At 50.5% G+C, this 26,994-nt stretch carries 20 protein-coding genes; 14 read left to right on the top strand and 6 right to left on the bottom strand.

Going from position 1 to position 26,994, the window contains the following annotated elements:
• Positions 1-18 precede the first annotated feature (18 nt).
• Complete coding sequence (locus NSS79_RS19710) at positions 19-957, bottom strand: AraC family transcriptional regulator (RefSeq protein ID WP_342435811.1); 939 nt, start codon at positions 955-957, stop codon at positions 19-21.
• A 176-nt stretch (positions 958-1,133) separates the two neighbouring features.
• Between NSS79_RS19710 and NSS79_RS19705 the strand changes: the two genes are divergently transcribed.
• The 3 genes from NSS79_RS19705 (at position 1,134) to NSS79_RS19695 (ending at position 5,718) form a co-directional block, all read left to right on the top strand.
• Positions 1,134-3,245 carry a glycoside hydrolase family 52 protein gene (locus NSS79_RS19705; RefSeq protein ID WP_342435810.1) on the top strand — a complete coding sequence of 704 codons (2,112 nt, stop codon included), beginning with the start codon at positions 1,134-1,136 and terminating at the stop codon, positions 3,243-3,245.
• Positions 3,246-3,475: 230 nt separating this feature from the next.
• Entirely contained in the window at positions 3,476-3,835 is a 360-nt protein-coding gene (locus tag NSS79_RS19700) for a BlaI/MecI/CopY family transcriptional regulator (protein ID WP_038600059.1), read from the top strand.
• A complete protein-coding gene (locus NSS79_RS19695) occupies positions 3,832-5,718 on the top strand; it encodes a M56 family metallopeptidase (RefSeq protein ID WP_342435809.1) in 1,887 nt (628 codons plus the stop codon). Before NSS79_RS19700 ends, NSS79_RS19695 begins: the two co-directional genes overlap by 4 nt.
• Before the next feature lie 81 nt (positions 5,719-5,799).
• Here NSS79_RS19695 and NSS79_RS19690 read toward each other — a convergent pair whose 3' ends face one another.
• Positions 5,800-6,906, bottom strand: coding sequence for a glycoside hydrolase family 88 protein (locus NSS79_RS19690; RefSeq protein ID WP_342435808.1), 1,107 nt, complete (start codon positions 6,904-6,906; stop codon positions 5,800-5,802).
• Between the two features lie 245 nt (positions 6,907-7,151).
• On the opposite strand from NSS79_RS19690, the gene NSS79_RS19685 reads away from it, so the two are divergent.
• Together NSS79_RS19685 and NSS79_RS19680 are read left to right on the top strand one after the other, a co-directional pair.
• Positions 7,152-7,517: a hypothetical protein gene (locus NSS79_RS19685; protein ID WP_342435807.1), complete on the top strand. Its 366-nt coding sequence runs from the start codon at positions 7,152-7,154 to the stop codon at positions 7,515-7,517.
• 11 nt (positions 7,518-7,528) lie between these two features.
• Positions 7,529-8,389: a glycosyl hydrolase family 28 protein gene (locus tag NSS79_RS19680; RefSeq protein WP_342435806.1), complete on the top strand. Its 861-nt coding sequence runs from the start codon at positions 7,529-7,531 to the stop codon at positions 8,387-8,389.
• On the opposite strand, the gene NSS79_RS19675 is transcribed toward NSS79_RS19680, so the two are convergent.
• Positions 8,386-9,243 carry an AraC family transcriptional regulator gene (locus tag NSS79_RS19675; RefSeq protein WP_342435805.1) on the bottom strand — a complete coding sequence of 286 codons (858 nt, stop codon included), beginning with the start codon at positions 9,241-9,243 and terminating at the stop codon, positions 8,386-8,388. The two genes, NSS79_RS19680 and NSS79_RS19675, sit on opposite strands and share 4 nt — an antisense overlap.
• 174 nt (positions 9,244-9,417) lie before the next feature.
• Here NSS79_RS19675 and NSS79_RS19670 point away from each other — a divergent pair, with 174 nt between their 5' ends.
• Entirely contained in the window at positions 9,418-9,627 is a 210-nt protein-coding gene (locus tag NSS79_RS19670) for a DUF5605 domain-containing protein (RefSeq protein WP_342435804.1), read from the top strand.
• A 194-nt stretch (positions 9,628-9,821) separates the two neighbouring features.
• Here NSS79_RS19670 and NSS79_RS19665 read toward each other — a convergent pair whose 3' ends face one another.
• Positions 9,822-10,016, bottom strand: coding sequence for a hypothetical protein (locus NSS79_RS19665; RefSeq protein ID WP_342435803.1), 195 nt, complete (start codon positions 10,014-10,016; stop codon positions 9,822-9,824).
• A gap of 457 nt (positions 10,017-10,473) precedes the next feature.
• Between NSS79_RS19665 and NSS79_RS19660 the strand changes: the two genes are divergently transcribed.
• On the top strand, positions 10,474-15,252 hold the full coding sequence (locus NSS79_RS19660) for a LamG-like jellyroll fold domain-containing protein (protein WP_342440405.1): 4,779 nt from the start codon (positions 10,474-10,476) through the stop codon (positions 15,250-15,252).
• A 101-nt stretch (positions 15,253-15,353) separates the two neighbouring features.
• Here the strand turns inward: NSS79_RS19660 and NSS79_RS19655 are convergent, their stop codons facing one another.
• Positions 15,354-15,668 (bottom strand): helix-turn-helix domain-containing protein, encoded by a 315-nt coding sequence (locus NSS79_RS19655; protein ID WP_038593196.1) that lies wholly within the window; start codon positions 15,666-15,668, stop codon positions 15,354-15,356.
• Between the two features lie 200 nt (positions 15,669-15,868).
• Here NSS79_RS19655 and zwf point away from each other — a divergent pair, with 200 nt between their 5' ends.
• The 3 genes from zwf to NSS79_RS19640 all read left to right on the top strand — a co-directional run bounded on the left by zwf (position 15,869) and on the right by NSS79_RS19640 (position 19,880).
• Positions 15,869-17,407, top strand: coding sequence for a glucose-6-phosphate dehydrogenase (gene zwf / locus NSS79_RS19650; protein WP_340897872.1), 1,539 nt, complete (start codon positions 15,869-15,871; stop codon positions 17,405-17,407).
• 71 nt (positions 17,408-17,478) lie between these two features.
• Positions 17,479-18,372: a phosphogluconate dehydrogenase (NAD(+)-dependent, decarboxylating) gene (gene gnd / locus NSS79_RS19645; protein ID WP_340897873.1), complete on the top strand. Its 894-nt coding sequence runs from the start codon at positions 17,479-17,481 to the stop codon at positions 18,370-18,372.
• Between the two features lie 218 nt (positions 18,373-18,590).
• Positions 18,591-19,880: an L-serine ammonia-lyase, iron-sulfur-dependent, subunit alpha gene (locus NSS79_RS19640; protein WP_342435802.1), complete on the top strand. Its 1,290-nt coding sequence runs from the start codon at positions 18,591-18,593 to the stop codon at positions 19,878-19,880.
• A gap of 712 nt (positions 19,881-20,592) precedes the next feature.
• On the opposite strand, the gene NSS79_RS19635 is transcribed toward NSS79_RS19640, so the two are convergent.
• Entirely contained in the window at positions 20,593-21,348 is a 756-nt protein-coding gene (locus NSS79_RS19635; RefSeq protein WP_342440404.1) for a DeoR/GlpR family DNA-binding transcription regulator, read from the bottom strand.
• A gap of 608 nt (positions 21,349-21,956) precedes the next feature.
• Between NSS79_RS19635 and NSS79_RS19630 the strand changes: the two genes are divergently transcribed.
• From NSS79_RS19630 to rhaD, 4 genes are all read left to right on the top strand, one after another.
• On the top strand, positions 21,957-23,108 hold the full coding sequence (locus NSS79_RS19630) for an iron-containing alcohol dehydrogenase (RefSeq protein WP_342435801.1): 1,152 nt from the start codon (positions 21,957-21,959) through the stop codon (positions 23,106-23,108).
• A 26-nt stretch (positions 23,109-23,134) separates the two neighbouring features.
• Positions 23,135-24,613: a rhamnulokinase gene (gene rhaB / locus NSS79_RS19625; RefSeq protein ID WP_342435800.1), complete on the top strand. Its 1,479-nt coding sequence runs from the start codon at positions 23,135-23,137 to the stop codon at positions 24,611-24,613.
• A gap of 77 nt (positions 24,614-24,690) precedes the next feature.
• Positions 24,691-25,947: an L-rhamnose isomerase gene (rhaA, locus tag NSS79_RS19620; RefSeq protein WP_342435799.1), complete on the top strand. Its 1,257-nt coding sequence runs from the start codon at positions 24,691-24,693 to the stop codon at positions 25,945-25,947.
• Between the two features lie 58 nt (positions 25,948-26,005).
• On the top strand, positions 26,006-26,851 hold the full coding sequence (gene rhaD, locus NSS79_RS19615) for a rhamnulose-1-phosphate aldolase (protein WP_342435798.1): 846 nt from the start codon (positions 26,006-26,008) through the stop codon (positions 26,849-26,851).
• Positions 26,852-26,994 lie beyond the last annotated feature (143 nt).

Below are 26,994 nucleotides of genomic sequence, written 5' to 3'. Positions count from 1 at the left end.
ACTTTCAACCCCTGATGTTTAGCTTAATTTATCGTTTGACAGCTCAGGATCAGCTGTAAGCCTGCGGTAGCCCATTGGAGGCAGACCGGTCCAGCGCTTAAATTGTTTGCTGAAATGGGAGACGTCACGGTAACCGAGCCGATGGGCAATCGCTTCGACGGACAGGCTGTTGTCAAGCAGCAGCAGCTTGGCATGGCGGATAATCAGATCGGAGAGATATTGTCTCGGAGACATCCCGTAGATCTGACGGAAGGCCCGGTTGCAGTGATTCGGGCTATAACCCAGCTGCCCTGCAATGCCTTCAATACCGTCGCCACGGCTGCCTGTAGCTTCTGCTGTGAAGACGGATTCCTGCAGCAGGCCTTCGATGGCATTCGCCAGGGCAACGGTATTCTCCGTGACTCCCGGGAGTGCGCTTCCAGAAACAACAGGCATTTCGGCCAAGACCCAGCCGCTGAGTGCGGTGAATAGCTGCAATGAGGCGTTCAGTATCATTAACCGGTTCAACTGCGAATCGCTGGCTTCGGAGAGAATCACCCTGCTGATGATAATGTCCAGTGCGGAACGGATAGACCGCAGCTCCGGGCTGCTCCCGCTGAGACTGACCGTATCCATCGTCATTAGGGAACGCCGCAGAATCAGATCATCAATATCAAAATGCAGGCAGAAATAAGTCATTTCATTGCCGGAATCCGCGCCGAGGCTGGAATGCTGCACGCCGGGGCGGATGAATAGAATATCTCCGCTTTCCTGAACGTAAGCGCGGCCGCCGACCGTCATTTGCTGCCTGCCCTGCAGAACTACATTGATTTCAAACATTGGGTGGGTATGTACTGGATACTGCCACTGTGTATTTACTTTGCGCCAGTGGGCGGCAAAAATATGAAAAGCTGCCTGGATGTCCGGTGACATCCGGCCGTCCAGGGAATGCTGAATGCCGGGATCATTTGACTTCATTGCCATCCTCATTTTCGAATAGAATATGGGTTTATTATAGCATAGCTTGCTCCAGGCGATTGATTTGCCCAAATAATAGGCGGCTTTGGCCCTGTCGCACCCAGGGCGGCATAGATAACATAGAGATAGAGCCCGGCCGCCGCCGGGAATCAGCCTGGAGGGAGTGTTTTTACGATATGCCGCAGAATCAGTTTTTCAACGCCCATCATTCACCAATCGGCTCTTTTGCCAGTTTTACATTAGGATTTAAGGGGGCTGGAGGCGGCTTTGATCTGGAAGCCGGGAAGCCGCCCAGACAGAATATATTTATCGGACTGCAGCGGAAGGATGGAAGCGGCTTTGATACGCTGCCGTTTCACGAGCATGACGGGGAGGATGAGAGCAAGCGCTACGATATCGAGAATCCTGATCCTAAACCGTCTAAGCCGCGGATCCTTTTTCCGTTTGCGGACGGGGAAATTGTCCGGGATTTCAAGCTGACTACAGACAGCTGGCAGGCCGGTGATTTGACCTTCCGCATTTATTCGCCGGTGCGGTCCGTGCCAGACCCGGAGACGGCTTCGGAAGAAGAGTTGAAGGGGATTTTGCTGCCGGCACTGCTGGTGGAATTTGAAGTGGATAACACTGCCGGTGAAGTTGAGCGGCGTGCATTCTTTGGCTTCCAGGGCAACGATCCCTATAGTGCGATGAGAAGACTGGATGACTGCTCCGCAGAGCTTGCCGGTGTCGGGCAAGGAAGATTTGTGGCGATTGCCGCAGAGCAGGGAACGGCAAGGTCGGCCATGCATTTCAAATTGGAGGATATTCTGCTGTCGGAGCTGGAGGAGAACTGGACCTTTGGCCTTGGCCGGGTAGGGGCACTTGTTATGGATGTTCCGCCTGGCGTCCGGAAAACCTACCGTTTCGCTGTCAGCTTCCACCGGTCAGGTTACGTTACCTCCGGTATGGATGCTTCTTATTATTACAACCGCTATTTCAGCAATGTGGAGTCCGTGGCGGAATATGCGTTGTCGCATTTTGATGAATTGAAGCAGCAGGCGCTGCAGGCGAACAGCCTGCTGGAAAACACAGGCCTTAGTAGGGATCAGACCTTTATGCTGGCTCACGCTATCCGCAGCTATTATGGATCGACGCAGCTGCTGGACTACAAGGGCAAGCCGTTCTGGATCGTAAATGAGGGCGAATACCGGATGATGAACACCTTCGACCTTACCGTTGATCAGCTGTTCTATGAACTGAAGATTAATCCATGGACGGTGCGCAACGAGCTGGATATGTTCGTGGACAGATTCAGCTACATCGATACGGTCCGCTTCCCTGGCGACCAAACGGAGTACCCTGGAGGCCTCAGCTTTACCCATGATATGGGGGTGGCAAATGCTGTATCACGTCCCGGTTATTCCGCCTATGAGATGTACGGTATTGACGGCTGTTTCTCGCATATGACCCATGAACAGCTGGTCAACTGGGTTCTTACGTCGGCCGTCTATCTGGAGCATACAGGCGATCTTTCCTGGATGGAGCGGAATCTGAACGTGCTGGAGAGCTGCCTGCAAAGTATGCTGAACCGCGATCATCCGGACCCGGAGCAGAGAAACGGAGTGATGGGCCTCGACAGCTCGCGCACAATGGGCGGTGCCGAAATTACCACCTATGACAGCCTGGATGTTTCGCTTGGCCAGGCCCGCAACAACATCTATCTTGCCGGGAAGTGCTGGGCGGCTTATCTGGCCATGGAGAAGATTTTCCGGGAGAATGGAAATACGGAACTGTCAGAAACAGCCGGAGCTCAAGCGGAACGCTGTGCGGCGACGATTGTTGCCAGCGTGACAGAAGAGGGTTATATCCCGGCAGTGATTGGGGAAGGGAATGATTCGAAGATCATCCCGGCTATTGAAGGTCTGGTTTTCCCGTATTTTACAGGCTGCAAGGAAGCACTGGAACGCGGAGGCCGGTTCGGCGCTTATATCGCGGCATTGGAGCGGCATCTGGAGGCGGTTCTTGTGCAGGGTGTCTGCCTGTTCGAGAACGGCGGCTGGAAAATCTCTTCTACCAGCAATAACAGCTGGCTGAGCAAAGTGTATCTCTGCCAATTTATCGCCAGACAAATTCTTGGGGTGGAATGGAATGAAGCCGGCCGGGAAGCGGACCGGGCGCATGTGGAATGGCTCACGCATCCGCAGCTTTCCATCTGGAGCTGGAGCGACCAGATTATCTCCGGGGAAATTACCGGCAGCAAATATTATCCTCGCGGGGTAACAGCTATCCTGTGGCTGGATGAACAATAAGTAGAGTGCTTCTGCAACAAGCGGGTACCTGATATAGAGAAACACCAGAATAAGCGGTTCCTCCGGTTAGCTCATGACCGGGGGACCGCTTTTTAGTCATTTTGAGATACGGAAATCCTGTAAGAGAAATTAAATTTCTAAAAACTACTGCAGTACTCTTGAAATATGCAGACTATCGTAGTAGTATGAACTTACAAACTATTGCAATAGTCTGAGAGGAGATGATCCATATTCAAATTAAACTTTTTGACTCTGAGCTCAAGGTCATGGATGTCTTATGGAAGGAAGGGACTATAACCGCCAAGCAGCTTGCTGAAGTCCTGAGTGAGCAGGTGGGCTGGAACAAGAACACCACCTACACTGTGATCAAGAAATGTATCGACAAGGGTGCCATAGAACGGCTTGAACCTAATTTTCTCTGCCGGGCTATTCTCTCTAAAGAGCAGGTACAGGAACAAGAAACGGCTGAATTGATAAACAAGGTCTTTGACGGTTCCACCGAAATGCTGTTTGCTTCTCTTTTGAACACGAAGAATCTATCCGCTAAGGAGATCGCAAGACTCAAGCAGCTCGTGGAGCAATTGAAATGAGCTGGTTGATGGATATTTTTCAAATGAGCCTGACCGCGGCTGTACTCATTATTGCGATCGTGATTGTTCGTGCGTTAACCTTGCATAAGCTGCCGAAGAAAACGTTTCTCGTACTTTGGGGCGTGGTGCTCTGCCGTTTGCTTATTCCGTTCTCGATTCCGTCTCCCTTCAGCTTCTACACAGGTTTAGAGAAGCTGGAACGGGTGTTTAGGACAACAACCTCAACTCCGCCTCCTGCGGAAGCAGCAAGAATCTTACATAATGTGAATTTTACAGGGACAGCGGAGTCAATTGGAAATGTCGCGTTATCGGCACCAGCACCAGCATCCATTTCACTCCCCGCGGTCATTGGGCTGCTGGGAATGTGTGCCTTTGCCCTGTTTTTTATCGTGACCTATATTAAATGCCGCAGGGAATTTCAAACCTCACTGCCGGTCAAGAATGATTTCGCCGCTCGATGGCTGCAGGAACATCCCCTGCGCCGGCAGGTACAAATCAGGCAATCGGATCAAATCAAAGCGCCGTTGACGTATGGCATTCTCCAGCCTGTAATACTCATGCCCAAAGATATGGATTGGACTGATGAAACGAGGCTGCGGTATATATTCACCCATGAATTTGTGCATATCCGGCGGTTTGATGCATTGACCAAGCTGGTGTTGACATTTGCACTGTGCCTGCACTGGTTCAATCCATTGGTCTGGGTGATGTATATCCTGGTCAATCGTGATATTGAACTCTCCTGCGATGAAACCGTTGTGCGGACATTCGGAGAACCCATAAAAGCGGCGTATGCCATGACGCTGATTGGGATGGAGGAGAAGAAAAGCAAGGCGACTCCGTTATTCAACAGCTTCAGTAAAAATTCAATTGAAGAGAGGATCATTGCGATTATGAAAATGAAAAAAACAACTGTTTTTGGATCTGCAGCGGGATTGCTGCTGATTGCGGGTACAGTCACTGCTTTTGCAACCAGTGCTGCGAAGCCGGTTTCCGGCAGTGATTTTGATGAGAATTCGCTGGCGGTTTATAAACCCTACGGTCTGGTCTATGATGCCAAAAGCCACGAGTTAATGTATCAAAATGAAGAAGTCCGTGATTTCTTTGATGAACAGGCGGGAGTCGGCCAGTCCATGATGGATGGAACTGTAGATGTATATGCAGTCTATAAGAATGGCAAACTGGCTGGAATCGAAAAGCGGAGCCCGGAAGAGTTCAACAAGACAACAGCCGAGAAGAAAGCATTGAAGAAGGAGTTCGCTGAGAAAAGAAAGGAACTCGGTATTGCGGACAATGAAGACTTCGCTCTGTCAGGTGCAACGGACCAGTCGTCTGGTACTTCTTATTCCTATAGCGATGAAACTGGCGCAGTTCAAATCAGCAACGATGACGGGAAAACGTGGACGAGTGAAGAAGCATATGAAGAAGCAAATCCGAAGCCAAAGGTTGTATGGTGGACCTATGAAGAATATAAAGCATGGCTTGCGGAAGAAAAGAAATCGCTGCAATCCATCATTGGCGGAAAAGGCTGGAATCCGACCGACGGCTGGTATGAATGGACACCTGAGAGGGTTAATAAGGCCATAGCCATGTATGAGGGGATATTGGAGGATATTAAGAAGGGTGTGAAGGTTTCAAAATCGGTGGATGGAAAAGATGACGTGATATTGTCGTATGACCCTGGAGAAATAGAGGTATCTACAGCTCACGAAATGACAATTTCCGATGACAACGGGAATACATCTGACATCGGTCCTTATGACACCAAAGAAGAATTGCTGGCTGCAATAAAGCTTTATTGCGAGAGACAGGTGAAAGCTGGAAAGTTAACTCCAACGGAAGCAGAAAAACTGATCAGCGAAGCTACTGCACAGCATAAATAAACTGTACGTATCAATAGAAAACGCCTTGTCCTCTTAGGGAGAGCAAGGCGTTTTCTATGGTCACATGCTTCATTCTCAAGCTTAGAAAATGCGATGTTTCCATCCGTTCAATTTCGAGACAGCTTCCACATAGTAGTAGTCTCCGTAAATCAGTGACACGTCGATGAAGGAGGTTCCGCTGCCCGTCCCGTGCAGCAGAATGGCTTCATGCTCCGGCTGGTCCCAGGTGGCGTAGTTCTCTGTCAGCGAGCGCAAGATCCGTTCTGCAGCATTAGCGTAAAGGCTCTTCTCGCCGGGCGGAACAACTTCAGCGAGTTCCAGTAATCCGGAGGCAGCGATGGATGCAGCCGAGCTGTCTCTGAACATCCGCTTGTCATCCTCCAGACGGAAATCCCAATATGGCACGTGATCCTCAGGCGATGCCGCGATGAAATAATGGGCAATCCGCTTGGCCGTATCCAGAAAACGCTCATCCCCGCTGTGGCGGTAAGTGTTGATGAAGCCATAAAGTCCCCAGGCTGCCCCGCGGCTCCAGCAGGATTCGGCGGAATAGCCCTGTCCGCCAAAGTTCTCGATGTATTCTCCGGTCTCTGCGTCGAAGGAGAGAATATGTTTGGTCGATCCGTCTTCATTGACGCCATATTTCATCGCCGTTTCGGCATGGCTCACAGCCATATGCTTGTATCGCGGATCGCCGCTGACCTTGCTCGCCCAGAACAGCAGAGAGATATTCAGCATGCAGTCGATAATCACCCAGCCGTATTTATCCTCATTCCACGCACGGATGAATTTGCCCACCGGATTGTAGCGTGCAGCGAGGAAATTGGCGGCTTCAAGTCCTCTGCGCAGCCCATCCTCATCTCCGGTCAAAGTATTCTTAATTACGGCTGTCGGCAGAAATTGAAAACCTACATCATGATGCAACTCAACGGTCGGTTTAACAAACCATTCCTCGAGTGTGCCGTCCCAATGCCAGGCGGCCTCCTTGTACAGGTCCTTTCCGGTCATATCATGCATAATCCACAGGAGGCCCGGCCAAAAGCCCGTCGTCCACCAGTCTGAGCCGATATCGTCAAATTTGCCGTCTGCTCCGGCGAAATGCGGGCATTTGCCGCCGATTTGCTCCACCATGCGTGTTACCTTTGTATCGAGTCTGTCCATGATTTCCTGCCAATACGTTTTACTCATCGCGAATCCTCCAATGTTTAGATGTGCCCCCAGTATATCGCTATCCGTATTATCAAAGTTGCGATTTGATATTCAAAAATATCGAAATATTGTCATGATAATAACGGAATAAAGATCATTCGAGAATTCCACAACTACTGCTAACGCGACAAAATATAAACATTTCCTTATAACGTTGCCAAACTTTTGTGCGGCCCCTGAACTTTATAATATGAATAGGAAAATTACAGGGGGGACTCAGGTCAATGAACCAAGTGCAAATTTATAACGCTCCCAATAACATACCGCTCAGGGAGGATTTCAGGGTTAAGGTTCGTCCGGTTGGAGGGGAATGGCAGCCGCTTTTGATTTACGAGGTCAAAGTGGACATGCATCAGGTCCGCCCGGCATCGCTCGCTTTTTTTGATCTGCAGGGTGTGGCTGAAGTGGAAATTACATGCCTCTATACAGAAATTACTCATGTGAACATTGCTCCGGCAGCAAGAAATATCAAATTTGAGCAGGATGGCCGCAAACACTCTATTTTGCACCAGGCACTCATTACATCGAAGAAACGGCATTTCCGGTGCCCTCAGGAACGACCGTATATCTTGCCGGAGGGTCAGTCCTAGTAGGTTCACTGGTGTGTGAAGGTGTAGAGGATGTAACCATCCGCGGGCGGGGTGTCATTTATTTGGCGGATTTCCACCGGTTTTCGGCTTTTCGCGGCGTGCGAATCGTCTTCTCGCAACGGGTGAATGTGGAAGGGATTACAGTCATTGATCCGCCGCATTACAGTGTGTTTATCGGGCAGTCTGCTAAGATTTCGATCAACAACCTGAAGTCATTCAGCACACGGGGCTGGAGCGACGGAATCGACATCATGGCGAGCAGCGATATTGACATCCGTGATGTCTTCATGCGGAATTCAGACAACTGCATCGCCATTTATGGCTCCAGATGGGATTTCTATGGAGACAGCCGGAACATTAGCGTACGGGACTCCATTCTATGGGCCGATGTGGCTCATCCGCTGATGATTGGCACCCATGGAGATCACCAGCACGATGGGGATTTGATCGAGAACATTGTATTCGGGAATATCGATATTCTGGAGCATCATGAACCTCAGGAGAATTATTGGGGAGCACTGGCGATTAATGCCGGGGACCGCAATATGGTGCGGAATATCCTGTATAGCGATATCAGGGTGGAGCGGATAGAGCAGGGTCAGCTGCTGGATCTGCGTGTGGTGATGAACAAGGATTATAATCCGGAACCGGGCTCGGGCATCGAAAATATTACGTTCCGCAATGTCCGTTATGACGGAGCTGACATCCAACCTTCCCGTATTTATGGATACGATGGAAAACGGGGCGTAGACGGTGTATCTTTTATCAATTTGCAGATCAATGGCGAAGTGATAGGAGAGGCGCACACAGACAGAATACTGATCAATGAATATGCGCGCAATATAGTTTTTGTAAGTGAAGATCCCCGTTAATTACTCTTCCGGTATTTTAGGGGAGTAGTGCCGAGGACTCTTTTGAACAGCTGGTTGAAATAGGAGGCATTCGGGAAACCCACCGTGATACCGATCTGCTCCACAGGCATATCTGTTGTGCTGAGCAGGCGGCAGGCTTGCTTGATCCGCCGGGCGGTCAGATAGTCGACCAGGCGGCTTCCCGTTTCCTGGTGGAAAATCCGCGAGACATAAGACTTCGATAAATGGGTCTCCGCTGAGAGCTGCTCGAGGTTCACCTCTTCCTGGTAATGCTCCTCGATCCAGTTCATGATCTGCTCGGAATAGCGGAGATTCCGCCGTTCCTCCGGTTGGATCAACATGTTGCCGCCGGTTCCCAGGCAGCTCAGTAATTGCGTAAGCAGCATTGTAATATCCTCCGAGTCCCCCACCGGGGAATGGGTCCGGCATTGATCATACTGGTTATAAATCCATTGTATGGCCTCATTCTGACTGCCGAGATCAAACCCGCAATAGGTGTTCTTACCCTGCCATAAGGCAGAGAAAAGCGCTTTGCGCTTGGGGAAGTTCTTCAGCAGATTCTCGGCGGTATGCGGATCGACATAGAAAATGCTGCGCACGAACGGGCATTCCGCAGAGACCTCCGAATAAATCCGGTGCAGCTGATAAGGCTGGAAAAAAAACAGCATGCCGGAGCGGATATCATACATTTGCTGATTGACGACAACATTGCCCTGACCGCTGTGGATATACATGATCTCGCAGCACTGGTGCCAGTGGTAGTAGCCCTTGTAATAGTCATCAGTGTATAGCTGATAGTCCCAGATGAGCGACTTGTGGTCCGTGAAAATAACAGGTTCGAACAGCTGCTTCATAGTTCCTCCAACATGACAAAATACAAACATTTTATAATAACTCATTATAACTTTCAACCGCTGCAAGCGCTACAATATTAACTGTAAATCCAAAATTTAAATAGACAATCCCCTGGACCAGCAGAGTAAAAAGGCGTATTTTGACTTTTTTGAATATAAGGCACTGGAAGGATAATGGCGCAGGTAATAAGAGGAAATGGGCACGGCAATCAGCGGCCGGCTTTTAAGAAGCTAGTTTTGCCACCCGATCATGATTACCGGATTGAAATTATCGATACCTGGAATATGACCATCACTGCTGTGCAGGAGTTAGTAAGAGGAGACTACCGCATCGAGCTGCCCGATAAGCAGTATATTGCCTTGCGGATCACCGCAGTGAATTAGCTTAAGGACTTCCATTGCTTGCGGTAAGCAAGGTGAGTGCAATCTTCGCACTTTTTTGGATTCTGTACATGGATAGTTACCAAAGAAGCCTGCATGCGCATTTGTGCCTGCAGGCTTCTTTGATATAGCGACAACATAAATGATTCCGTTATCATTTAATGCCGACTTGATCTATAATAGTCATCGGTTTTTGCTTATTTCTTCGATGAATCCTTTAACTGCCGGATCTCTTCCTGCCGCTGTTCGTACCGCTTGAGAATATTCGGTATTGCCTCCTCACGTGCCTTTAGAAGTCGTTCCTCTGCCAGAAGATCAAGCTGTTCTTTCTGCTCCGGGCTTACCTTGTACACATTCGCCGTGATGACCCCGGTTGTTTCAAACTTTGACACGAACTTCCACCTCCATATTTTGGCTTTCGTTAGTGTCCTTATTGTAGCATAGGCATCCCTCGTCAACGACTCCTGTAGCAGTGATATACATACATTTGCTAGCCTGAAGCGGATCACAGTGTTTCATTTCATATTTTTTATTTTGCTGAAGTTTATAATCAACATAAATATAAAACGATTTATTTTAATATAAAATTCTAATTGACTAATTGCCGATTGTACCGTTAAAATAAAACCGTTCAAGCCGAATTATGAACTTTTAGTTTTCGTTTATCTAAAATAAACTAAACCTTACGGCAGAACATTTTTTTAATGACTACATGAAAGCGTTTTATTTGCAGCTGATAAAAGGGGAGGTGCAGCATACCAGCAAGAAGTCCGCTAATTACCTGATATTGTAATCGCAAGGCCAGGCATGACTATTTTTTAGAATCGGAGGATCTCACATTTGAACAAGATGACTGGCAAGCTAACGTCTTCGTTTCTTGCGCTGCTGCTGCTTGTACCTTCGCCGATTATGGCGGCTTCCGGGACTGTGAAAGATAACAACAAGGCGGGGCAGCTTACCACCAAAATCTTAGTGCCTGACTATACAGGCCACTGGGCACAGGATGATTTTCAGACATGGGTAGATAATGGTCTGCTCACGGGTTATGGGAACGGTGTTTATAAACCGGAGCAGAATATCACCCGCGCAGAGTGGGTTTCACTTGTAGGCAGAGTCTTTAATCTGCAGACTCTGAGCGAGAGCAGGTTTAGTGATGTTGCGGAAGGAAGCGTTTATTATAACGATGTTATGAAAGCGGTATCAGCCGGTTTTGTGTCGGGTTACAGCGACGGCACCTTCCGTCCCGCCCAAACGGTCAGCCGCCAGGAAGCGGCCGTGATGCTGTACCGGTTGTTCCAGCTTGATGCTTCAACCGCTGCTGCCGCGCCGAAGGATGCCGCGGAGCTGCCGGAGTGGAGCAGGGAAGCTGTACTTACTTTGCTGGGAGACGGTTTCCTCAGCGGGTACGAGGATGGCAGCATTAAGGGGAAACGAGCGGTAACGAGAGCTGAAGCACTGCGGTTAATCAGTAAAGTGTCCGGGCAAATCATCCTCAAGAGCGGAACCTACAGCGATTTGACTGCCCGGAACGTTATTGTCAGCACCGCTGGAGTGGAGCTCAAGAACGCCAGCATCGCGGGCAACTTGTATCTTACCGAAGGAATTGCTGAAGGGGGCATTACCCTCGACAACGTAAAGGTTGCAGGCAAAATAGTTGTCACTGGCGGCGGTGAAAACAGCGTTGTCATGAACAATTCAACGGCTTCTAGGCTGGTGGTGAACAAAAAGAACGGGAAGCTGCGCGTCATAGCCAAAGGCAGCAGCGCTGTAACGGACGTCATTGTTCAGTCCGGCGTCAAGCTTGAGGAAGATGCAGCTGTAACCGGGACGGGCTTCAGTAAAATTACAGTGGAACAGACATTGTCCAAAAATTCGGTGGTACAGCTTAGCGGCAGCTTCGACTCGGTAGTCGTGAATGCACTGGGTGAGCCGACATTGGTATTAAACAGAGGCAGTATCACGGACATGACGCTTAACCGTAAGACGGGACTGCGTGTGGAAGCGGGCACGGAGATCAAAAATCTGAAGGTCGGCGTGAAGGAGCAGATTACTGTCCAAGGCAGCGGTAAAGTGATTTTTGACCCGGTCTACAGCTCTCTGATCAAGCTGGAAACACCAGCGGCAACGGCTACTGCTACAGCGACTGCGGGCAGCGGGGGAGGGACCCCGATATCACCGACAGCTACACCAAGTCCGATGCCAAGTGCGACACCAAGTGCGACACCAAGTGCGACACCAAGTGTGACACCAACGCCGTCACCAACGGCTACACCGGTGGTTTCGCCGGAAGCGACCGCGCCGGTGTTCAGCAATGTATCCGTCCATGATCCCTCAGTTGTGAAGGACGGCGATACGTATTATGTCTTCGGTTCGCATATCGAGGCGGCTGAGTCGCAAGATTTGATGAATTGGAGCACGTTCACCAACGGCTATAAAACGCCGGAGAATGCACTCTACGGTGATCTTTCCGCGAATCTGTCGGAATCCTTCGCCTGGGCCGGGGAGAACGATTCCGACAGCAAAGGCGGTTTCTCCGTTTGGGCACCGGATGTTTTCTGGAATGAGGACTATGTTAACGAGGATGGAACCAAGGGCACTTATATGATGTATTATTCCACTTCCTCCACCTATATTCGTTCAGCCATTGGCTACGCCGTTTCGCAAAAGATTAAAGGACCTTACACCTACGGGGGAACCGTGCTGTATTCCGGCTTCACGGCAGGCGAAGCTTATGATGCGAACAGTGATGTCAACAAAAAATGGACGAATACCAACATTCAGGCGTTGATTGATGATGGAACACTGGAGGCAATGAATCCGGCCTGGTTTAATACCGATGGTACGTATAACAATAAAATGTATACAAACGCAATTGACCCTACGCTGTTCTATGACAAGGACGGCAAGCTGTGGATGACCTACGGATCATGGTCGGGCGGGATTTTCGTGCTGGAGGTTGATCCTGCAACCGGCGGGCCCAAGTATCCCGGAGAAGACGGGACGACAGCGGACGGCAGAATCATCGACCGCTATTTTGGAACCAAAATCTCGGGAGGTAATTATAAATCCGGTGAAGGCCCGTATGTAATGTACGACAAAAATACGGACTACTACTATTTATATGTAACCTATGGCGGTCTTGCGGCAGATGGCGGCTACAGTATGCGGCAGTTCCGTTCGAGCAGCCCAAGCGGTCCTTACAAGGATGCAGCAGGGCAGGATGCCGTGCTCACTACGGATGGTGACCACTCGGCATACGGCAACAAGCTGCTGGGCAACTTCCTGTTCACGAACGTGAACGGCGATCCGGAGTTCCCGGTCTATGGCTATGTCTCATCCGGCCATAATTCGGTATATTACGATGAAGACAGCGGGAAGACGTTCAACTTCTTCCATACCCGGTTCCCTTACCGGGGCGAAGCTCATGAGCTTCGCGTACACCAGATGTTCATGAACGAGGACGGCTGGCCGGTGGTCGCGCCGCACCGTTACTCCGGCGAAACTATCGGCAAAGTAGCGGCGGAAGACATCGCCGGTGCCTACCAGTTCATCAACCATGGCAAGGATATCAGCGCTAAAATCAAATCAAGCGCCGATATTGAACTCCTGGCAGACGGAACCATTACAGGACCGGTGACCGGGACCTGGAAACTGAAAGGCGATTATTATGCCGATCTGCTCATCAACGAGACACAGAACGGCACTGCCGTTGAACGGCTGTACAAAGGTGTCTTCGTCAAGCTGTGGGATTCCACGCGCCAAGATCATGTCATGACCTTCACTGCCATGTCGGATCAAGGTATTGCCGTCTGGGGCAGTGCGCTGGAAACACTGAGCGATGAGCAACTGGTGGCCAATGCTACAAGCGGCCTGACACTTGGCAACACAAGTAAAGTGTACAGGGATCTAACCCTGCCGAGCGAAGGTGTACGCGGTATTGCGATAACTTGGTCTTCGTCCAATGAAGCCGTTGTTGGAAATGACGGGAAGGTAACACGGCCGGAGGTTGGCAGCGGTGACACGTCTGTGGAACTGACGGCTACGATTCGGCTTGGCAATGCGAGCGCTACCAAAACCTTCACAGTAGGTGTTGTAGCACTTAGCGGCAGTCAACTGGAGGACGGTTTAGTTGGCGCCTATGACTTTGAGGGCAATCTCGAGGAAAGCGGCGGACGGCTTGAAGCGGGGACGGAAACGGGGAACCGGGTGAACAACACCGGCGGTACGGTCACTTATGTAAGCGGTGAAGACGGACAGGCAGCACAATTGGATGGCAGCTCCGGCATCCGTTTGCCAAACGGCCTGATTTCCGGAAGCTCCTATACCGTGGGCATGTGGCTGAACCCGGATGAATTGACCGCCTTTACGACTGCGTTCTTCGGAGCAAAGTCCGATACGAACTGGATCAGCCTGCTTCCTTACGGCAACGGTGTCACAACAACCCGCTTGTGGTTTGGCAGTGAGGCCTGGATGGATGCGGATACGGGCCTGCAGATTAAGGCAGGTGAATGGTCTCACGTGGCCTTTACCTACGATGCCGGCACAGTCAAAATGTATGTGAATGGCGTACTGAAATCAACGAAAAGCGGATTTACCAACGTATTTACAGATGATTCCGGCGTGTTTGCCCTCGGCGTCAACTATTGGGATATTCCGTACAAAGGCCTGGTTGACAAGTTCCGGGTCTATGAAAAAGCATTGTCTCCGGAAGCCGTGGGCTGGCTGGTGAATGGTGAGCCGGAAACGGATACGAAGGTGACCTCGATATCCTTCGGTACAGCAGTCCAACAAGTAGCTGCAGGCAACAGTTATACCCCGGTGGTCAGCATACTGCCTGCCAATGCCGGTAACCAGCAGCTGGAGTGGAGCTCAAGCACTCCCGAGGTCGCAGTTGTCGATGCTGTGACAGGTGTAGTAACGGCTCTGAAGGTCGGGGATGCAAGTATTACTGCAAAGGCGACAGATGGCAGCGCGGTTACTTCCAGCTATCAAGTGAAGGTTACAGATGGGAAAATAGCTTATTATGCGTTTGACGGAAGTTTACAGGATTCGCTGCAGCTGTCTGCGGCGGGCAAGGTAACCGGTGACAAAGTGGACAGTGCAACGGTCGGCAGTATTACCTATGGGACAGGTGTTGCCGGACAGGCGGCTGTCTTCGATGGTACTTCCGGTATCCGGCTGCCTGACGGGCTTTTGAACAGCAGCACCTACTCTGTCTCCATGTGGTTAAATCCTGCGCAGCTGACGGATTTCACGACCACCTTTTTCGGTGCAAGCACCATGGACAGCTGGATCAGCCTGGTCCTGCAAAATGCCGGCGGCCAGACGCTGCTATGGTCAGGAACGGCCTGGTATGATGCTTTGACCGGTCTGCTAATCCCGCTGAATGAGTGGACACATGTCGCTTTTACAGTACGTGAAGGTGAAGTCAAAGTGTACATCAACGGATCGGAGAAATTCTCCGGCACGGGCTTCCCGGATGTGTTTACCAATAAGAATGCCGTATTCACTCTGGGCATTAATTACTGGAATCCACCGTTAAAAGGGTTGATCGACGAACTGAAGGTCTATAACAATACGCTTTCGGCGGAAGACGTGCTGGCAGAGTACAATCTGAACAGTAATTAACAATTAACAGACATTTGCAAACAATAGTAACCCGAAAAGAGGGAGAACCGGAAGCCGTTAAGGCTTGGGTACTCCCTCTTTTTTACGGTAAGGGGCTGGAGTTATAACCATTTCATCGCCCATACCTCCACATGGCAGAGTGCTGCTCCAAGCTCCTGCCCTTTTTCCGTTAACGAATATTCCGTTTTTACGGGGCGGTCAGGGATGACCACACGATTTAGCAACCCGCACTCTTCAAGCTCCTTCAAGCGTTCATTCAGCATTCGTTTGCTTAAATCAGGGATGATGGCATGCAGCTCACTGAAGCGCTTGGGTCCTTCCATTAAAACGTGGATGATAAGATTAACCCATTTCTTCCCGATGATATGATAGGCATGTTCCACCTTGGCGAGCAACGGTTTGAAATCCTGCTTCATTGCCTTTCCCACCCCTCACAGTTATTATTAATATCCTCCTTACTATAGCATAGTGAAGAGTTCGTGAAAATAAGTACTTTTCGTAAATGTCAGAATGAGGTTGACGAATACTTTTTGCAGTCGTATGATGGGTGTTATAAAAGTTTGCGAGTAATAATAAGTAACCTCATAAACATTTGACAACAACGGGAGGAATGAAAGTGGAATCATCAACCTTTGTACTTTTTGGCGCCACAGGAGATTTAGCAAAACGTAAAATATACCCTGCATTATATAACTTGTTCGCAGATGGCAAGCTTTCCGGTCCTCTCTCGGTCATTGGTCTCGGCAGAAGAGAGCTCAGTAACGAAACCTTCCAGGCGCAAGTGCTGGATTCGCTGCGCACCTTTTCCCGGCGGAAGGTAGAAGAATCGGCGGAGCTGCAGGATTTCCTGCTGGCTTTTGAATATAGCGTGCTGGACGTTGGACGTCCGGAGGATTATAAGAAATTGCTGGCGCATGTGCAGCGCCGTGAGGAACTGCTGAACATTCCGGAGAACCGGATGTTTTATTTGTCTGTAGGTCCTGAATTTTTCGGGCCGATTGCCGGCAACATTAACACAAGCGGACTAGGTGACACCAAAGGCTGGAAACGCCTGATCATCGAGAAACCGTTCGGCAGAGATTTGAAATCGGCGCGGGAGCTGAATGACAGCCTGAATGCAGCTTTTACAGAAGAGGAAATCTTCCGGATCGACCACTTCCTGGGCAAACCGATGGTCCAGAATCTCGAAGTGCTGAAATATTCGAATCCGGTGCTGAGAGCGTTATGGCAGAACCGCTATATCGCTAATGTTCAGATTACAGCCGCTGAGACGGTTGGGGTAGAGGAACGGGCAGGTTATTATGACAAAGCCGGTGCTCTGCGCGATATGTTTCAGAACCATATGCTGCAGCTGTTGATGATGATGGCGATGCAGCTTCCCAAGGGCAGTACGCCGGAAGATGTCCGCAGCAAGAAGCGGCATGTGATCCGCTCGGTGCGCCCCTTGCTGAAAGAAGACGTGGCCCGGCATGTGGTCCGTGGACAATATGCCGCCGGTGAAATCCGGGGCAGGGAGGTAGCCGGCTATACTTCCGAGCCGGGAATTGAAGCTTCTTCGCAGAATGAGACTTATATCGCGGCCCGCCTTTGGATTGATGATCCATTATGGAGTGAGGTGCCATTTTATATCCGTACCGGTAAACGGATGAAAGAGAAATCAACAAGAATCGTTATAGAGTTCAAAGAACCGTTTAATGATTTGCATAACAAAAACAGAGGGAAGCTGGATCTTGATCCTAACCTGCTGGTGATCGAAATCGGTCCCGGCGAAGGTATCTCCCTGCAGCTGAACACCAAAAATCCGCGCCAGCACGGGCAGCTGGAGCCGGTCAGCATTAAGCATGAATCCGGTAATCCGGATCTGCCGGAAGCTTACGAGAACCTGATTTACGATGCTTTGCTTGGAGATGCTACTTTCTTTGCCCATTGGGAGGAAGTCGAGCTGTCCTGGCAGTGGGTGCAGCCGATTATTGAAGCCACTGAGGAAGGCACTCTGCCGCTTCATTCGTATGCTGCGGGTTCCTACGGACCGGATGCGGCCGATGAGCTGCTTGGAGAGGACCACTGGTGGTTGGATGATGAGCTCCCTGCGGAGCAGCATGAGCCGAATGGTGTTCATGAGACCGATCCTGTGGCCATCCGGCCGGGTGCTTGATTAAGCCCTTTGTAACTACTTGCCCACTTGGTTTTATAAGATCCAATTAATAATTTTCGGAGGGATATCTAATGAAAGTAGGATTAGTCGGTTTAGGAAAAATGGGCTTCAATCTGGGCCAGAACCTGCTGGAGCATGATCATGAAGTTGTAGCGTTTGATGTGAATGCCGCTGCGGTGGAGGAGATGGGTTCTAAAGGTGCGGCTATGGCAAAGAGTCTCGCCGAGCTTGTTAATCAGCTGGAAACCCCGCGGGTTGCCTGGATTATGGTGCCGCATCAGTTTGTCGATTCTGTTATTGCTGAGCTTACACCGCTGCTGTCTAAAGGCGATATCATTATTGAGGCCGGAAATTCACACTACAAGGAATCGATCCGCCGCCATGAGGCGTTGAGCAAGGAGGGGATCTATTTCCTGGATGCGGGAACCTCCGGAGGAATGGAAGGCGCCCGCAATGGCGCTTGTTATATGATTGGCGGAGACGAGGAAGCCTGGGCAGTGGTCGAACCGCTGTTCCGTGATACGTCTGTGGAGAACGGGTATTTGTACGCCGGAAAGTCCGGCAGCGGCCACTTCCTGAAGATGGTGCACAACGGGATTGAATACGGCATGATGGCTGCGATCGGCGAAGGTTTTGAGGTGCTGGAGAAAAGCGGTTATGACTTCAACTTTGAAGAAGTAGCCCGCGTGTGGAACAACGGTTCCGTCATCCGCTCATGGCTGATGGAGCTGATAGAACGCGCCTTCTCCAAAGACGCCAAGCTGGACGAGATCAAAGGGATTATGCACTCCTCGGGTGAGGGCAAATGGACACTGGAAACGGCATTTGACCTGCAGGCTGCGACACCGGTCATCGCCATGGCGCTGCTGATGCGCTACCGGTCGCTTGAAACCGATACGTTCACCGGCAAGGTGGTCGCCGCACTGCGCAACGAATTCGGCGGCCATGCAGTGGAGAGCAAATAAGAAGTTCTGGAAACACATAGGATAACAATAGGCAGCAAGACTTAATACCATCGTGGTATTGGGACTTGCTGCTTTTTTTGTAATGCCAAACAGGTTAAACCCGCCAGAGAAATAGCATGAGCCGGACAATTTCCAGAGAAGAAGGGTCGATCTCTCGGCAATATTCCTGTACTATATAAGAAATGCTCCGACAACAAGAGGAAATGGTGATATCGAACATGGTTAATTTATTGGATGTTTTGAAAAAGGAAGTAGTTCCGGCGGAGGGATGTACGGAGCCGATCGCCGTCGCTTATGCAGTCTCCTTAGCAGCGGAGCTGGTTCAGGAAGAAATCACGTCGATTCAGCTGTTTCTTAGCGGAAATATTATTAAAAATGCTATGGGTGTAGGCATTCCGGGTACCGGACAAAACGGTCTGCCCATTGCAGCTGCCTTGGGGGCGGTGATTCACCGTTCCCATAAGAAGCTCGAGATATTGTCAGGGCTGTCCCAGGCAGAGCTTAGTAAAGCCAACGAGATCATTGACCGGAAGCTGCTTGAAGTGGAGCTGAAAAACACGCCCGAGAAACTGTATATTGAGGCGCGGGTACACAGTGAGAGCCACACAGCTACAGCGATTATTGCCAAAGAGCATACACATGTGATCTTTCTGGCCAAGGATGGGATCGCACTTGATCTGCCAAAAGACAAGGCGGATTGTGAGAGATCCGAGGAATTGGACCCTGAGGTTTATGCGGTTTCACTGGACGGAATTTTTGAGTTCGTCAGGACTGTCGATTTCTCCAGCCTTCAGTTTCTTTTGGAAGGTGCGGTAATGAACAAGGCCATCTCCGATGAGGGATTGCGGGGAGATTACGGGCTGCAGGTGGGTAAAAAAATGTTGCAGCAATCGGCGGTCAATCTGTTTGGCAATGATGTGGCCAACAAGGTCATCGCTGCTACAGCTGCAGCCTCCGATGCGCGGATGGACGGCAGTGCAATGCCGGTGATGACAACGGCAGGCAGCGGGAATCAGGGCATAGCGTGTACGCTGCCGGTGATTGAGCTCGCCCGGCTCATGAACAAAGATGAGGAGACGCTGGCGCGGGCACTGGCCCTCAGCAACCTGATCACCGTCCATGTCAAACATTATATCGGGCGTCTGTCCCCGCTATGCGGATCAGGCATCGCAGGCGGAGTAGGGGCCAACAGCGGGATCATCTATCTGATGGGCGGGAGCCTGGAGCAGATTAAGCACGGGATACAGAATACGATAGCCTCTTTGTCGGGGATGATCTGCGATGGTGCGAAATCCACCTGCGCGCTGAAAATCTCCACGGCTACTAATGCAGCAATTCAGGCAGCTACACTGGCCATGAACAATATTTCGCCCACCGATAGGGATGGGGTGATTTTTGAAGAGGTGGAAGATACGATCCGCAACATGGAGAGGCTGGTCCAGGAAGGCCTTGCCGCAACGGATACGACAATTCTTAACATCATGCTGTCTAAGGGAGAGGTAATGTAATCAGGCAGATCAGATAGTGAAGCGAGGCTGCTGTCTGACGTTATGGATGCTGCGAATGGCGTGGCTGATGTGACTGATGTGAAAGGCGTCCGTGACTGACGTGGATTGATGCGACTGATGCGATTGATGCAACACATGCAACACATGCAACACATGCGACTGTTGTCTAAGCTCAAACGATACAGCATTCTGCGTTACCAAACCGGCTAACGGACCGTAAAGCCGCTATTCTATAATAATAGGCCGTAATGTCTTTCTTACGGACCGTATAGCCGTTATTCCCGGAAAAAACGGCGAAATGGCGCTGGGAATGAAAAATAACATCTCTGGAGTCCGCTTTGTGACCGGAAACAGGGTATTTTCCGAAATAACGTCACTGGAGTCCGATGCACATTGTATAGAACCGGCATGCACATATAGGTGGACTGGTCAGTTCTGCAAGTATATGAGCCAGATATCTGTCTGCTTAACAAACATTGAATCCCGTTCAGCAAATACTATGGAATTATCTCTGAACTATCCCAATAAGAGCAGCCTTTCTCATCCTTAAAGGAGGGAAGTGCCGCTCTTATTTTTTATAACACTCCTATTGCAGCCTTGTTATTGCCCCAGTAATATCCTCGTATTGCCCTGGTTTGTCCTTTCGTTGCTTTCATACGTCGTTTCCTGTTGCCACAACTATCTTCTGGGCGGCCAGGCCCTTCCGCAGAGGTCAGTACAGCACCTCAACATTCTCCTTTGCGAGCCGCTTGAGCCAGGCTTCTGACGGTTTGCGGTCCGTGATCAGCACGTCGATTCGGTTAAGCTGGACCAGTTGTGTAAAGGCGGTCTTGTCGAATTTGGTATGGTCGGCGAGCAGCACAACCTTTTCGGCCTGGCGCAGCATGTATTTCTTAAGCTCGCACTCCGGTTCGTTGGAATCGGTGATACCGCGTTCCATATCAACACCCTTGCAGCTGATTACGGCAGTATCTACGTTGTACCGCTGGATCGTGTCATGGGCGACAGGACCCACAAGAGAGAGTGAACGGTGGCGCAAAGATCCGCCGGAGGAAATAATATTCATACCGGAGCTGGCGAACTCATGCAAAATATTGATGGAATTCGTAATGACCGTCAGATTGTTTTTGTTGCCCAGCAGTTTGAGGAATTCAAAGGACGTTGAGCTGGGATCGACCATCAACGTGTCACCGTCATTAATAAGTTCAAGCGCCTTAAGCGCGATGTTGCGTTTGATATCAGTATTTATGGCACCCCGGGTGACAAACGGCAGATCCTCATTGGTATGCCTGTTCAGCATAGCCCCCCCGTATGTACGGCTTAAAATGCCGTCCTTTTCCAGCTTCTCCAGATCCCTGCGGATCGTTTCTTCCGTTACTTCAAACATGCGGCTTAAATCAGAGACCAGAACTCTTTTATCCTGATGCACTAAATCTATTATTTTTTTGCGTCTTTCAGCTGCGAGCATCATAATCACCTTTCCGGAGTTATATAGATTGAACTTGTGATTTTCTATTTTGGGGTTGGCCGTGACTCCAGAGAGTGTTTGGACTTCCAGCCGCTGTTAGGTTTGGATTTCCTGAAATAAACTGCGCGGTAGAAATCCAAACCTTGCCTATGCTTTCGAAGCGAGCTTTCCTGCGGAAAGCTTTCAGGCGGACGCTATCGCTCCTACAGTTCCAAAATTCTCCTCCGCCACTTTTCCCTAAGTGTATTTTCTCAAGTTCAATCTATATAGAACTATTTAATAAATATAGACCTAACGATCTGTGTTTTGCAATAAACTAAGGAGAAACAACATTAATTCTATTATAACCTTCGCGAAACAAACAATAAACAAATAAAAACAACATAATTATTATTTTAAATGTTGACAACAAAGATTCAAGACGATACGATGAGGATATCATTATTCCTTTGAAAGCGCATGCCTCTTAGAGGAGCGCCAGAGCCGGTCCGCTGCGAATCTTCAGAGACCAGCCTGAAGTGCCACAGCCGAATGAAACCAAGCTTGCAGAGGAAAGAGTGTTAACTTGTAAACGCTGTATATAAATTGCCTGGGAGGCTGGTCAATCAATGAGTACTCATGTTTATTATGTTCCTTCTATCAACATTATGGGAAAAGGCTGTCTGAAGGAAATCGGGCCGTACATTCAAGAGCTGAATTTGCAGAAAGCGCTTGTGGTCACCGATAAGTTTCTGGTCAAGAGCGGAATCGCCGGTAAGCTGCTGGCTGTTTTGGATGAAGCGGGAATTAATTATGTCGTATATGATGAAGTCAAACCTAACCCGACCTGTAAAAATGTCCACGACGGCGTTGATTTTCTGAAGCAGCATGAATGCGACTATCTGGTGTCCATCGGCGGTGGTTCGCCGCAGGATACAGCCAAAGCCATCGGCATCGTTGCTACCAATGGCGGACATATCGCAGAGTACGAAGGTGTACACAAGTCACAGCATAAATCGCTGCCTATTATTGCGGTGAACACTACCGCCGGAACTTCAAGCGAAGTGACGATCAACTATGTCATTACGGATGAGGAACGCAAGGTGAAGATGGTTATGGTGGATAAGAACAGCATTGCCACCATCTCGGTAAATGACCCTGAGCTGATGGTCGACAAGCCGGCCGCGCTTACTGCGGCAACAGGAATGGATGCCCTGACTCATGCTATTGAAGCATTAGTGACGCCAGGAGCTTATCCGGTCACCGATGCAACGGCATTAGCTGCGGTGGAGCTTATATTTGCCAATCTGGCCCGCACGGTGAAAGACGGCCATGATATTGAAGCGCGTGAGCAGATGGTTTACGCAATTTTTCTTGGAGGCTTGGCTTTCAACAATGCCGGACTCGGATATGTGCATGCCATGGCGCATCAGCTTGGTGGAGTATATGATTTGCCGCATGGGGTGTGCAATGCGATGCTGCTGCCATATGTAGAAGAAGAAAACGCCAAATATGTACCGGAGAAATTCAGAAGTATCGCCAAAGCGATCGGCCTGCAGGTGAACGGCAAAAGCGACAAGGAATGCGCCGATTTCGTAATCGAATCAATTAAAGCGCTGTCCAAGGAAGTCGGCATACCGGCCAAATTATCCGAGCTGGGTGTAGATGAGGTTGATCTTGACCTGCTCGCTGAAAATGCGATGAAGGATGCCTGTGCACCAGGAAATCCATTCATTCCTGCCAAAGAAGAAGTCATTGCCCTATTCCGCAAAATCCTCTAGAACATCTTTTAATAAGGAGATTCCCTATGAACAATCATATCGCCGTCGATATCGGCGCCTCCAGCGGGCGGCTAGTGCTCGGAACCATCGTGGACGGGAGTCTCACCCTGGAGGAGATCCACCGTTTCAGCAATGGATTCACCGAGCGCGACGATTCCTGCTTCTGGGATGTGGATTACTTACTGGAGCAGATCCTTATCGGGCTGCAAAAAGCAAAAACAGGGGGTGTGACGAAATGCACCCTCGGGATTGATACTTGGGCGGTAGATTACGTCCTGCTGGATGCTGAGGGAAACCGAATCAATGAGGTATATGCTTACCGGGACCGCAGAACGGATGGGGTCATGGAAGAGGTGGCGAAGCTCATTTCTCCGGAAGCTGTTTATGCCAAGACGGGGATTCAGCAGTTAACATTTAATACATTATACCAGCTGTATGTCCATGACCGTGAGGAGCTGGCTAAGGCGGATCAGATTTTGCTGGTGCCCGATTATCTCTACTATAGATTGTGCGGCCGGAAGATCAACGAGGTTACCAATGCTTCGACCACTCAGCTGCTCAATCTCGCAAGCCGTGATTTCGATCCTGAGCTGCTTGCATTGCTTCAGCTTGAGCGAGAGCAGTTCGCCGGGCTGACAGAGCCCGGTGAAGATCTAGGCAGCATCAGTGATTCACTGATGCAGCAGTATGATCTGCCGGAATGCCGGCTCATTTGCGTGGCAACCCATGATACGGCTTCCGCCGTCCTCGGCATCCCGGCGCAAAGCGGGCGATCTTCAGCATATATCAGCAGCGGCACCTGGTCGCTGCTTGGCGCTCAACTGGATCAGCCGATTAATAACCGGAGTGCAAGGGAAGCTAACTATACCAATGAATGGGGTGCTTATGGCACCTACCGGTTCCTCAAAAACATTATGGGACTGTGGCTGATCCAGGAGGTGCGCAGGCTGGACGGCAGCCGCTACAGCTTTGCTGAGCTGGCTGAACAGGCCGCTGCCGCTGAAGGGTTCCGCAGCCTGATTGGCTGCAATGATCCGCGTTTTTTGAATCCGGATAACATGATAGAAGAAATCCGCCTATTCTGTGCCGAGAGCGGCCAGCCTGTTCCGCAGTCGCCGGGTGAACTGGCACGCTGCATCTTTGACAGTCTGGCGTTATCCTATCACAGCTATCTGGAAGAACTCGAAGCGCTTACTGGCACAGCCATCGAAGTGCTGCAAATCGTCGGCGGTGGAGCGAACAACGAGCTGCTGTGCCAGCTGACCGCAGACGTAATCGGCAAGGAGGTCCTTGCAGGACCCACTGAAGCCACCGCACTGGGAAATATTGCGGTGCAGCTGATTCAGTCGGGCAAGGTCGCGGACATCCACGAGGCCAGAACACTGATCGGGCAATCGTTTGAGATCAAATCCTATCTACCCCGGCCTATGCCGCAGCTTGGCGAGCTGCTGGTCCGCTGGGAGGAGCTGAATGCAGCGGAAACGGCTACAAGTGAAGGCGCATAAGCTCCGCTTTGGAAGCGGGTTTTGCCCGAAGTAAACCGATGGAGCAGATGCTCACAAAACTTTTAGGAGGATGCGCCATGGATCAGAGCATCATGAACAGCTATAACGAAGCCAAGAAACTGTACGCCGCTCATGGCATTAATGTGGATGAAGTACTGGAGAAGCTGGCACAGATCAAGATTTCACTGCACTGCTGGCAGGGAGATGACGTTAGAGGTTTTCTGTTTAAGGATAAGGAGCTTAGCGGCGGGATTGCCGTAACCGGAAGTTATCCCGGCCGCGCCGGCACACCAGAGGAACTGCGTCAGGATTTGGAGAAGGCCTTATCGCTGATTCCGGGCAAGCACAAGGTCAACCTGCATGCAATTTATGCTGATACAGACGAAAAGGTGGATCTGGACGAACTGGAACCGCGCCACTTTGCATCGTGGGTAGACTGGGCCAAGGAGCAGGGGCTTGGACTTGATTTTAATCCGACCTGCTTCTCCCATCCGAATGCGGCAGACGGGTTCACTTTGAGCCATGCAGACGAAGCCATCCGCAGCTTCTGGATTAAACATTGCAAGGCTTCCCGGCGGATCGCCGAACATTTCGGGCGTGAGCTGGGACAACCCTGCGTCACCAACTTCTGGGTGCCTGACGGTTATAAGGATACCCCGGTGGACCGGCTGGCGCCGCGGATACGGCTGAAAGAATCGCTGGATGAAGTGTTCAGCGAAGAGATTGATCCACAGTATAATATTGATGCCGTGGAGAGCAAGCTGTTCGGCATCGGCTCGGAGAGCTATGTGGTCGGATCGCATGAATTTTATATGGGCTACGGGCTGACCCGGGGCAAAGCGATTTGCCTCGATGCCGGTCACTTCCATCCGACTGAAGTGATTTCCAATAAGCTGTCCTCCATTCTGATGTTCAGCGAGCAGCTGCTGCTGCATGTCAGCAGACCGGTCCGCTGGGACAGTGACCATGTGGTGACCATGGATGATGAACTGCTGGAGATTGCCCGGGAGCTGGTCCGCGGAGATTTACTGCCGCGCACGAATATCGGTCTGGATTTCTTCGACGGCAGTATCAATCATATTGCGGCATGGGTTATCGGCACACGCAACACGATCAAAGCCTTGCTGCGTGCGATGCTGGAACCAGTAGCGGAGCTGAAGGCTGTTGAACTGGCCGGTGATTACACTTCCCGGCTCGCACTTGTCGAAGAATTTAAGTCCTATCCATTTGGCGCGGTTTGGGATTATTACTGCGCTTCGCAGAATACACCGGTCCGTGAACAATGGCTGGCTGAGGTCAAGAGCTACGAGCAGGAAGTGCTGGCGGCAAGATAGGCAACGGCTAACCAAGACGTGACTACATTAAGCAGTGTATATAAAGGAGAGAAGACATATGAGTACATCCGTAATGAAGTCCAAAGGATACATTGCCGGCATCGAGGCGCCATTTATTCAGGAAATGTCGGAGATTACCCATCACATGTGGTCGCTCGGCTGGGATGAGTTGAACGGCGGTAACGTTAGCTATTTGCTGGAAGAGGATGAGGTTGCTAAATACATTAACGTACGGGAGCCGCTGCGGACGATTAACCTGACCTTCCCGGTCGCTGAGCTGGCTGGCAAATATTTCATCGTCACCGGCTCCGGCAAATATTTCCGGAATGTGATCAAAGACCCGGAAGCCAATCTCGGTGTGCTGCGTGTCACGGACAGCGGCGAGAGTGTAGAAGTGCTCTGGGGTCTGCGCAACAACGCCGTGCCGACGAGCGAGCTGGCTTCCCATTTCATGAGCCATATAGAGCGCCTGAAGGTGGACCCCAACCACCGGATCGTACTGCATACCCATGCTACCAATGTCATTGCCATGACCTTCACGCATGATCTGGATGAGCTGAAATTCACCAAAACCTTATGGGAAATGTGCACCGAATGTCTGGTGGTTTTCCCGGACGGCGTGGGTGTTATTCCTTGGATCGTTCCCGGCAGCAGTGAAATCGGCCGCGCCACAGCCGATAAAATGAAGGAATACCGGGTAGTTATCTGGCCGCAGCATGGCATTTTTGTGACCGGCGGCACGATGGATGCTACCTTTGGTCTGGTGGAAACGATTGAGAAAGCGGCGATTGTCTATAACCTGATCGGTGGCAGAGAAATCAAACAGAAAATTACCGACCGCCAGCTGGCGGATCTGGCGGCGGCTTTCCATGTTACACCCAAAGCCGGCATCCTGGAGTTATAAAATACACTTCATAGCGAAGGACAACCGGACATGGGCAGATTATCTGCCTTTGTCCGGTTTTTTGCGCAGCAGCGGCTGTCCTGAAGATCTGCTGCCAGGATTTGCATTTGCCTTCAACTAGCGTCATAATATCCTTACTTAAA

Source organism: Paenibacillus sp. FSL L8-0436 (genome assembly GCF_038593025.1).
Lineage (GTDB): Bacteria > Bacillota > Bacilli > Paenibacillales > Paenibacillaceae > Paenibacillus_AQ.
Note: the sequence above shows the minus strand (reverse complement) of the source record. Positions and strands in the feature narration are given on the sequence as shown.

Excerpts from the sequence above, each read along its gene's own strand:
- NSS79_RS19710 (WP_342435811.1), bottom strand. The coding sequence starts at position 957 with ATGAAGTCAAATGATCCCGGCATTCAGCATTCCCTGGACGGCCGGATG.
- NSS79_RS19705 (WP_342435810.1), top strand. The coding sequence starts at position 1,134 with ATGCCGCAGAATCAGTTTTTCAACGCCCATCATTCACCAATCGGCTCT.
- NSS79_RS19695 (WP_342435809.1), top strand. The coding sequence starts at position 3,832 with ATGAGCTGGTTGATGGATATTTTTCAAATGAGCCTGACCGCGGCTGTA.
- NSS79_RS19690 (WP_342435808.1), bottom strand. The coding sequence starts at position 6,906 with ATGAGTAAAACGTATTGGCAGGAAATCATGGACAGACTCGATACAAAG.
- NSS79_RS19685 (WP_342435807.1), top strand. The coding sequence starts at position 7,152 with ATGAACCAAGTGCAAATTTATAACGCTCCCAATAACATACCGCTCAGG.
- NSS79_RS19675 (WP_342435805.1), bottom strand. The coding sequence starts at position 9,243 with ATGAAGCAGCTGTTCGAACCTGTTATTTTCACGGACCACAAGTCGCTC.
- NSS79_RS19670 (WP_342435804.1), top strand. The coding sequence starts at position 9,418 with ATGGCGCAGGTAATAAGAGGAAATGGGCACGGCAATCAGCGGCCGGCT.
- NSS79_RS19660 (WP_342440405.1), top strand. The coding sequence starts at position 10,474 with ATGACTGGCAAGCTAACGTCTTCGTTTCTTGCGCTGCTGCTGCTTGTA.
- NSS79_RS19655 (WP_038593196.1), bottom strand. The coding sequence starts at position 15,668 with ATGAAGCAGGATTTCAAACCGTTGCTCGCCAAGGTGGAACATGCCTAT.
- gnd (WP_340897873.1), top strand. The coding sequence starts at position 17,479 with ATGAAAGTAGGATTAGTCGGTTTAGGAAAAATGGGCTTCAATCTGGGC.
- NSS79_RS19640 (WP_342435802.1), top strand. The coding sequence starts at position 18,591 with ATGGTTAATTTATTGGATGTTTTGAAAAAGGAAGTAGTTCCGGCGGAG.
- NSS79_RS19635 (WP_342440404.1), bottom strand. The coding sequence starts at position 21,348 with ATGCTCGCAGCTGAAAGACGCAAAAAAATAATAGATTTAGTGCATCAG.
- NSS79_RS19630 (WP_342435801.1), top strand. The coding sequence starts at position 21,957 with ATGAGTACTCATGTTTATTATGTTCCTTCTATCAACATTATGGGAAAA.
- rhaB (WP_342435800.1), top strand. The coding sequence starts at position 23,135 with ATGAACAATCATATCGCCGTCGATATCGGCGCCTCCAGCGGGCGGCTA.
- rhaA (WP_342435799.1), top strand. The coding sequence starts at position 24,691 with ATGGATCAGAGCATCATGAACAGCTATAACGAAGCCAAGAAACTGTAC.
- rhaD (WP_342435798.1), top strand. The coding sequence starts at position 26,006 with ATGAGTACATCCGTAATGAAGTCCAAAGGATACATTGCCGGCATCGAG.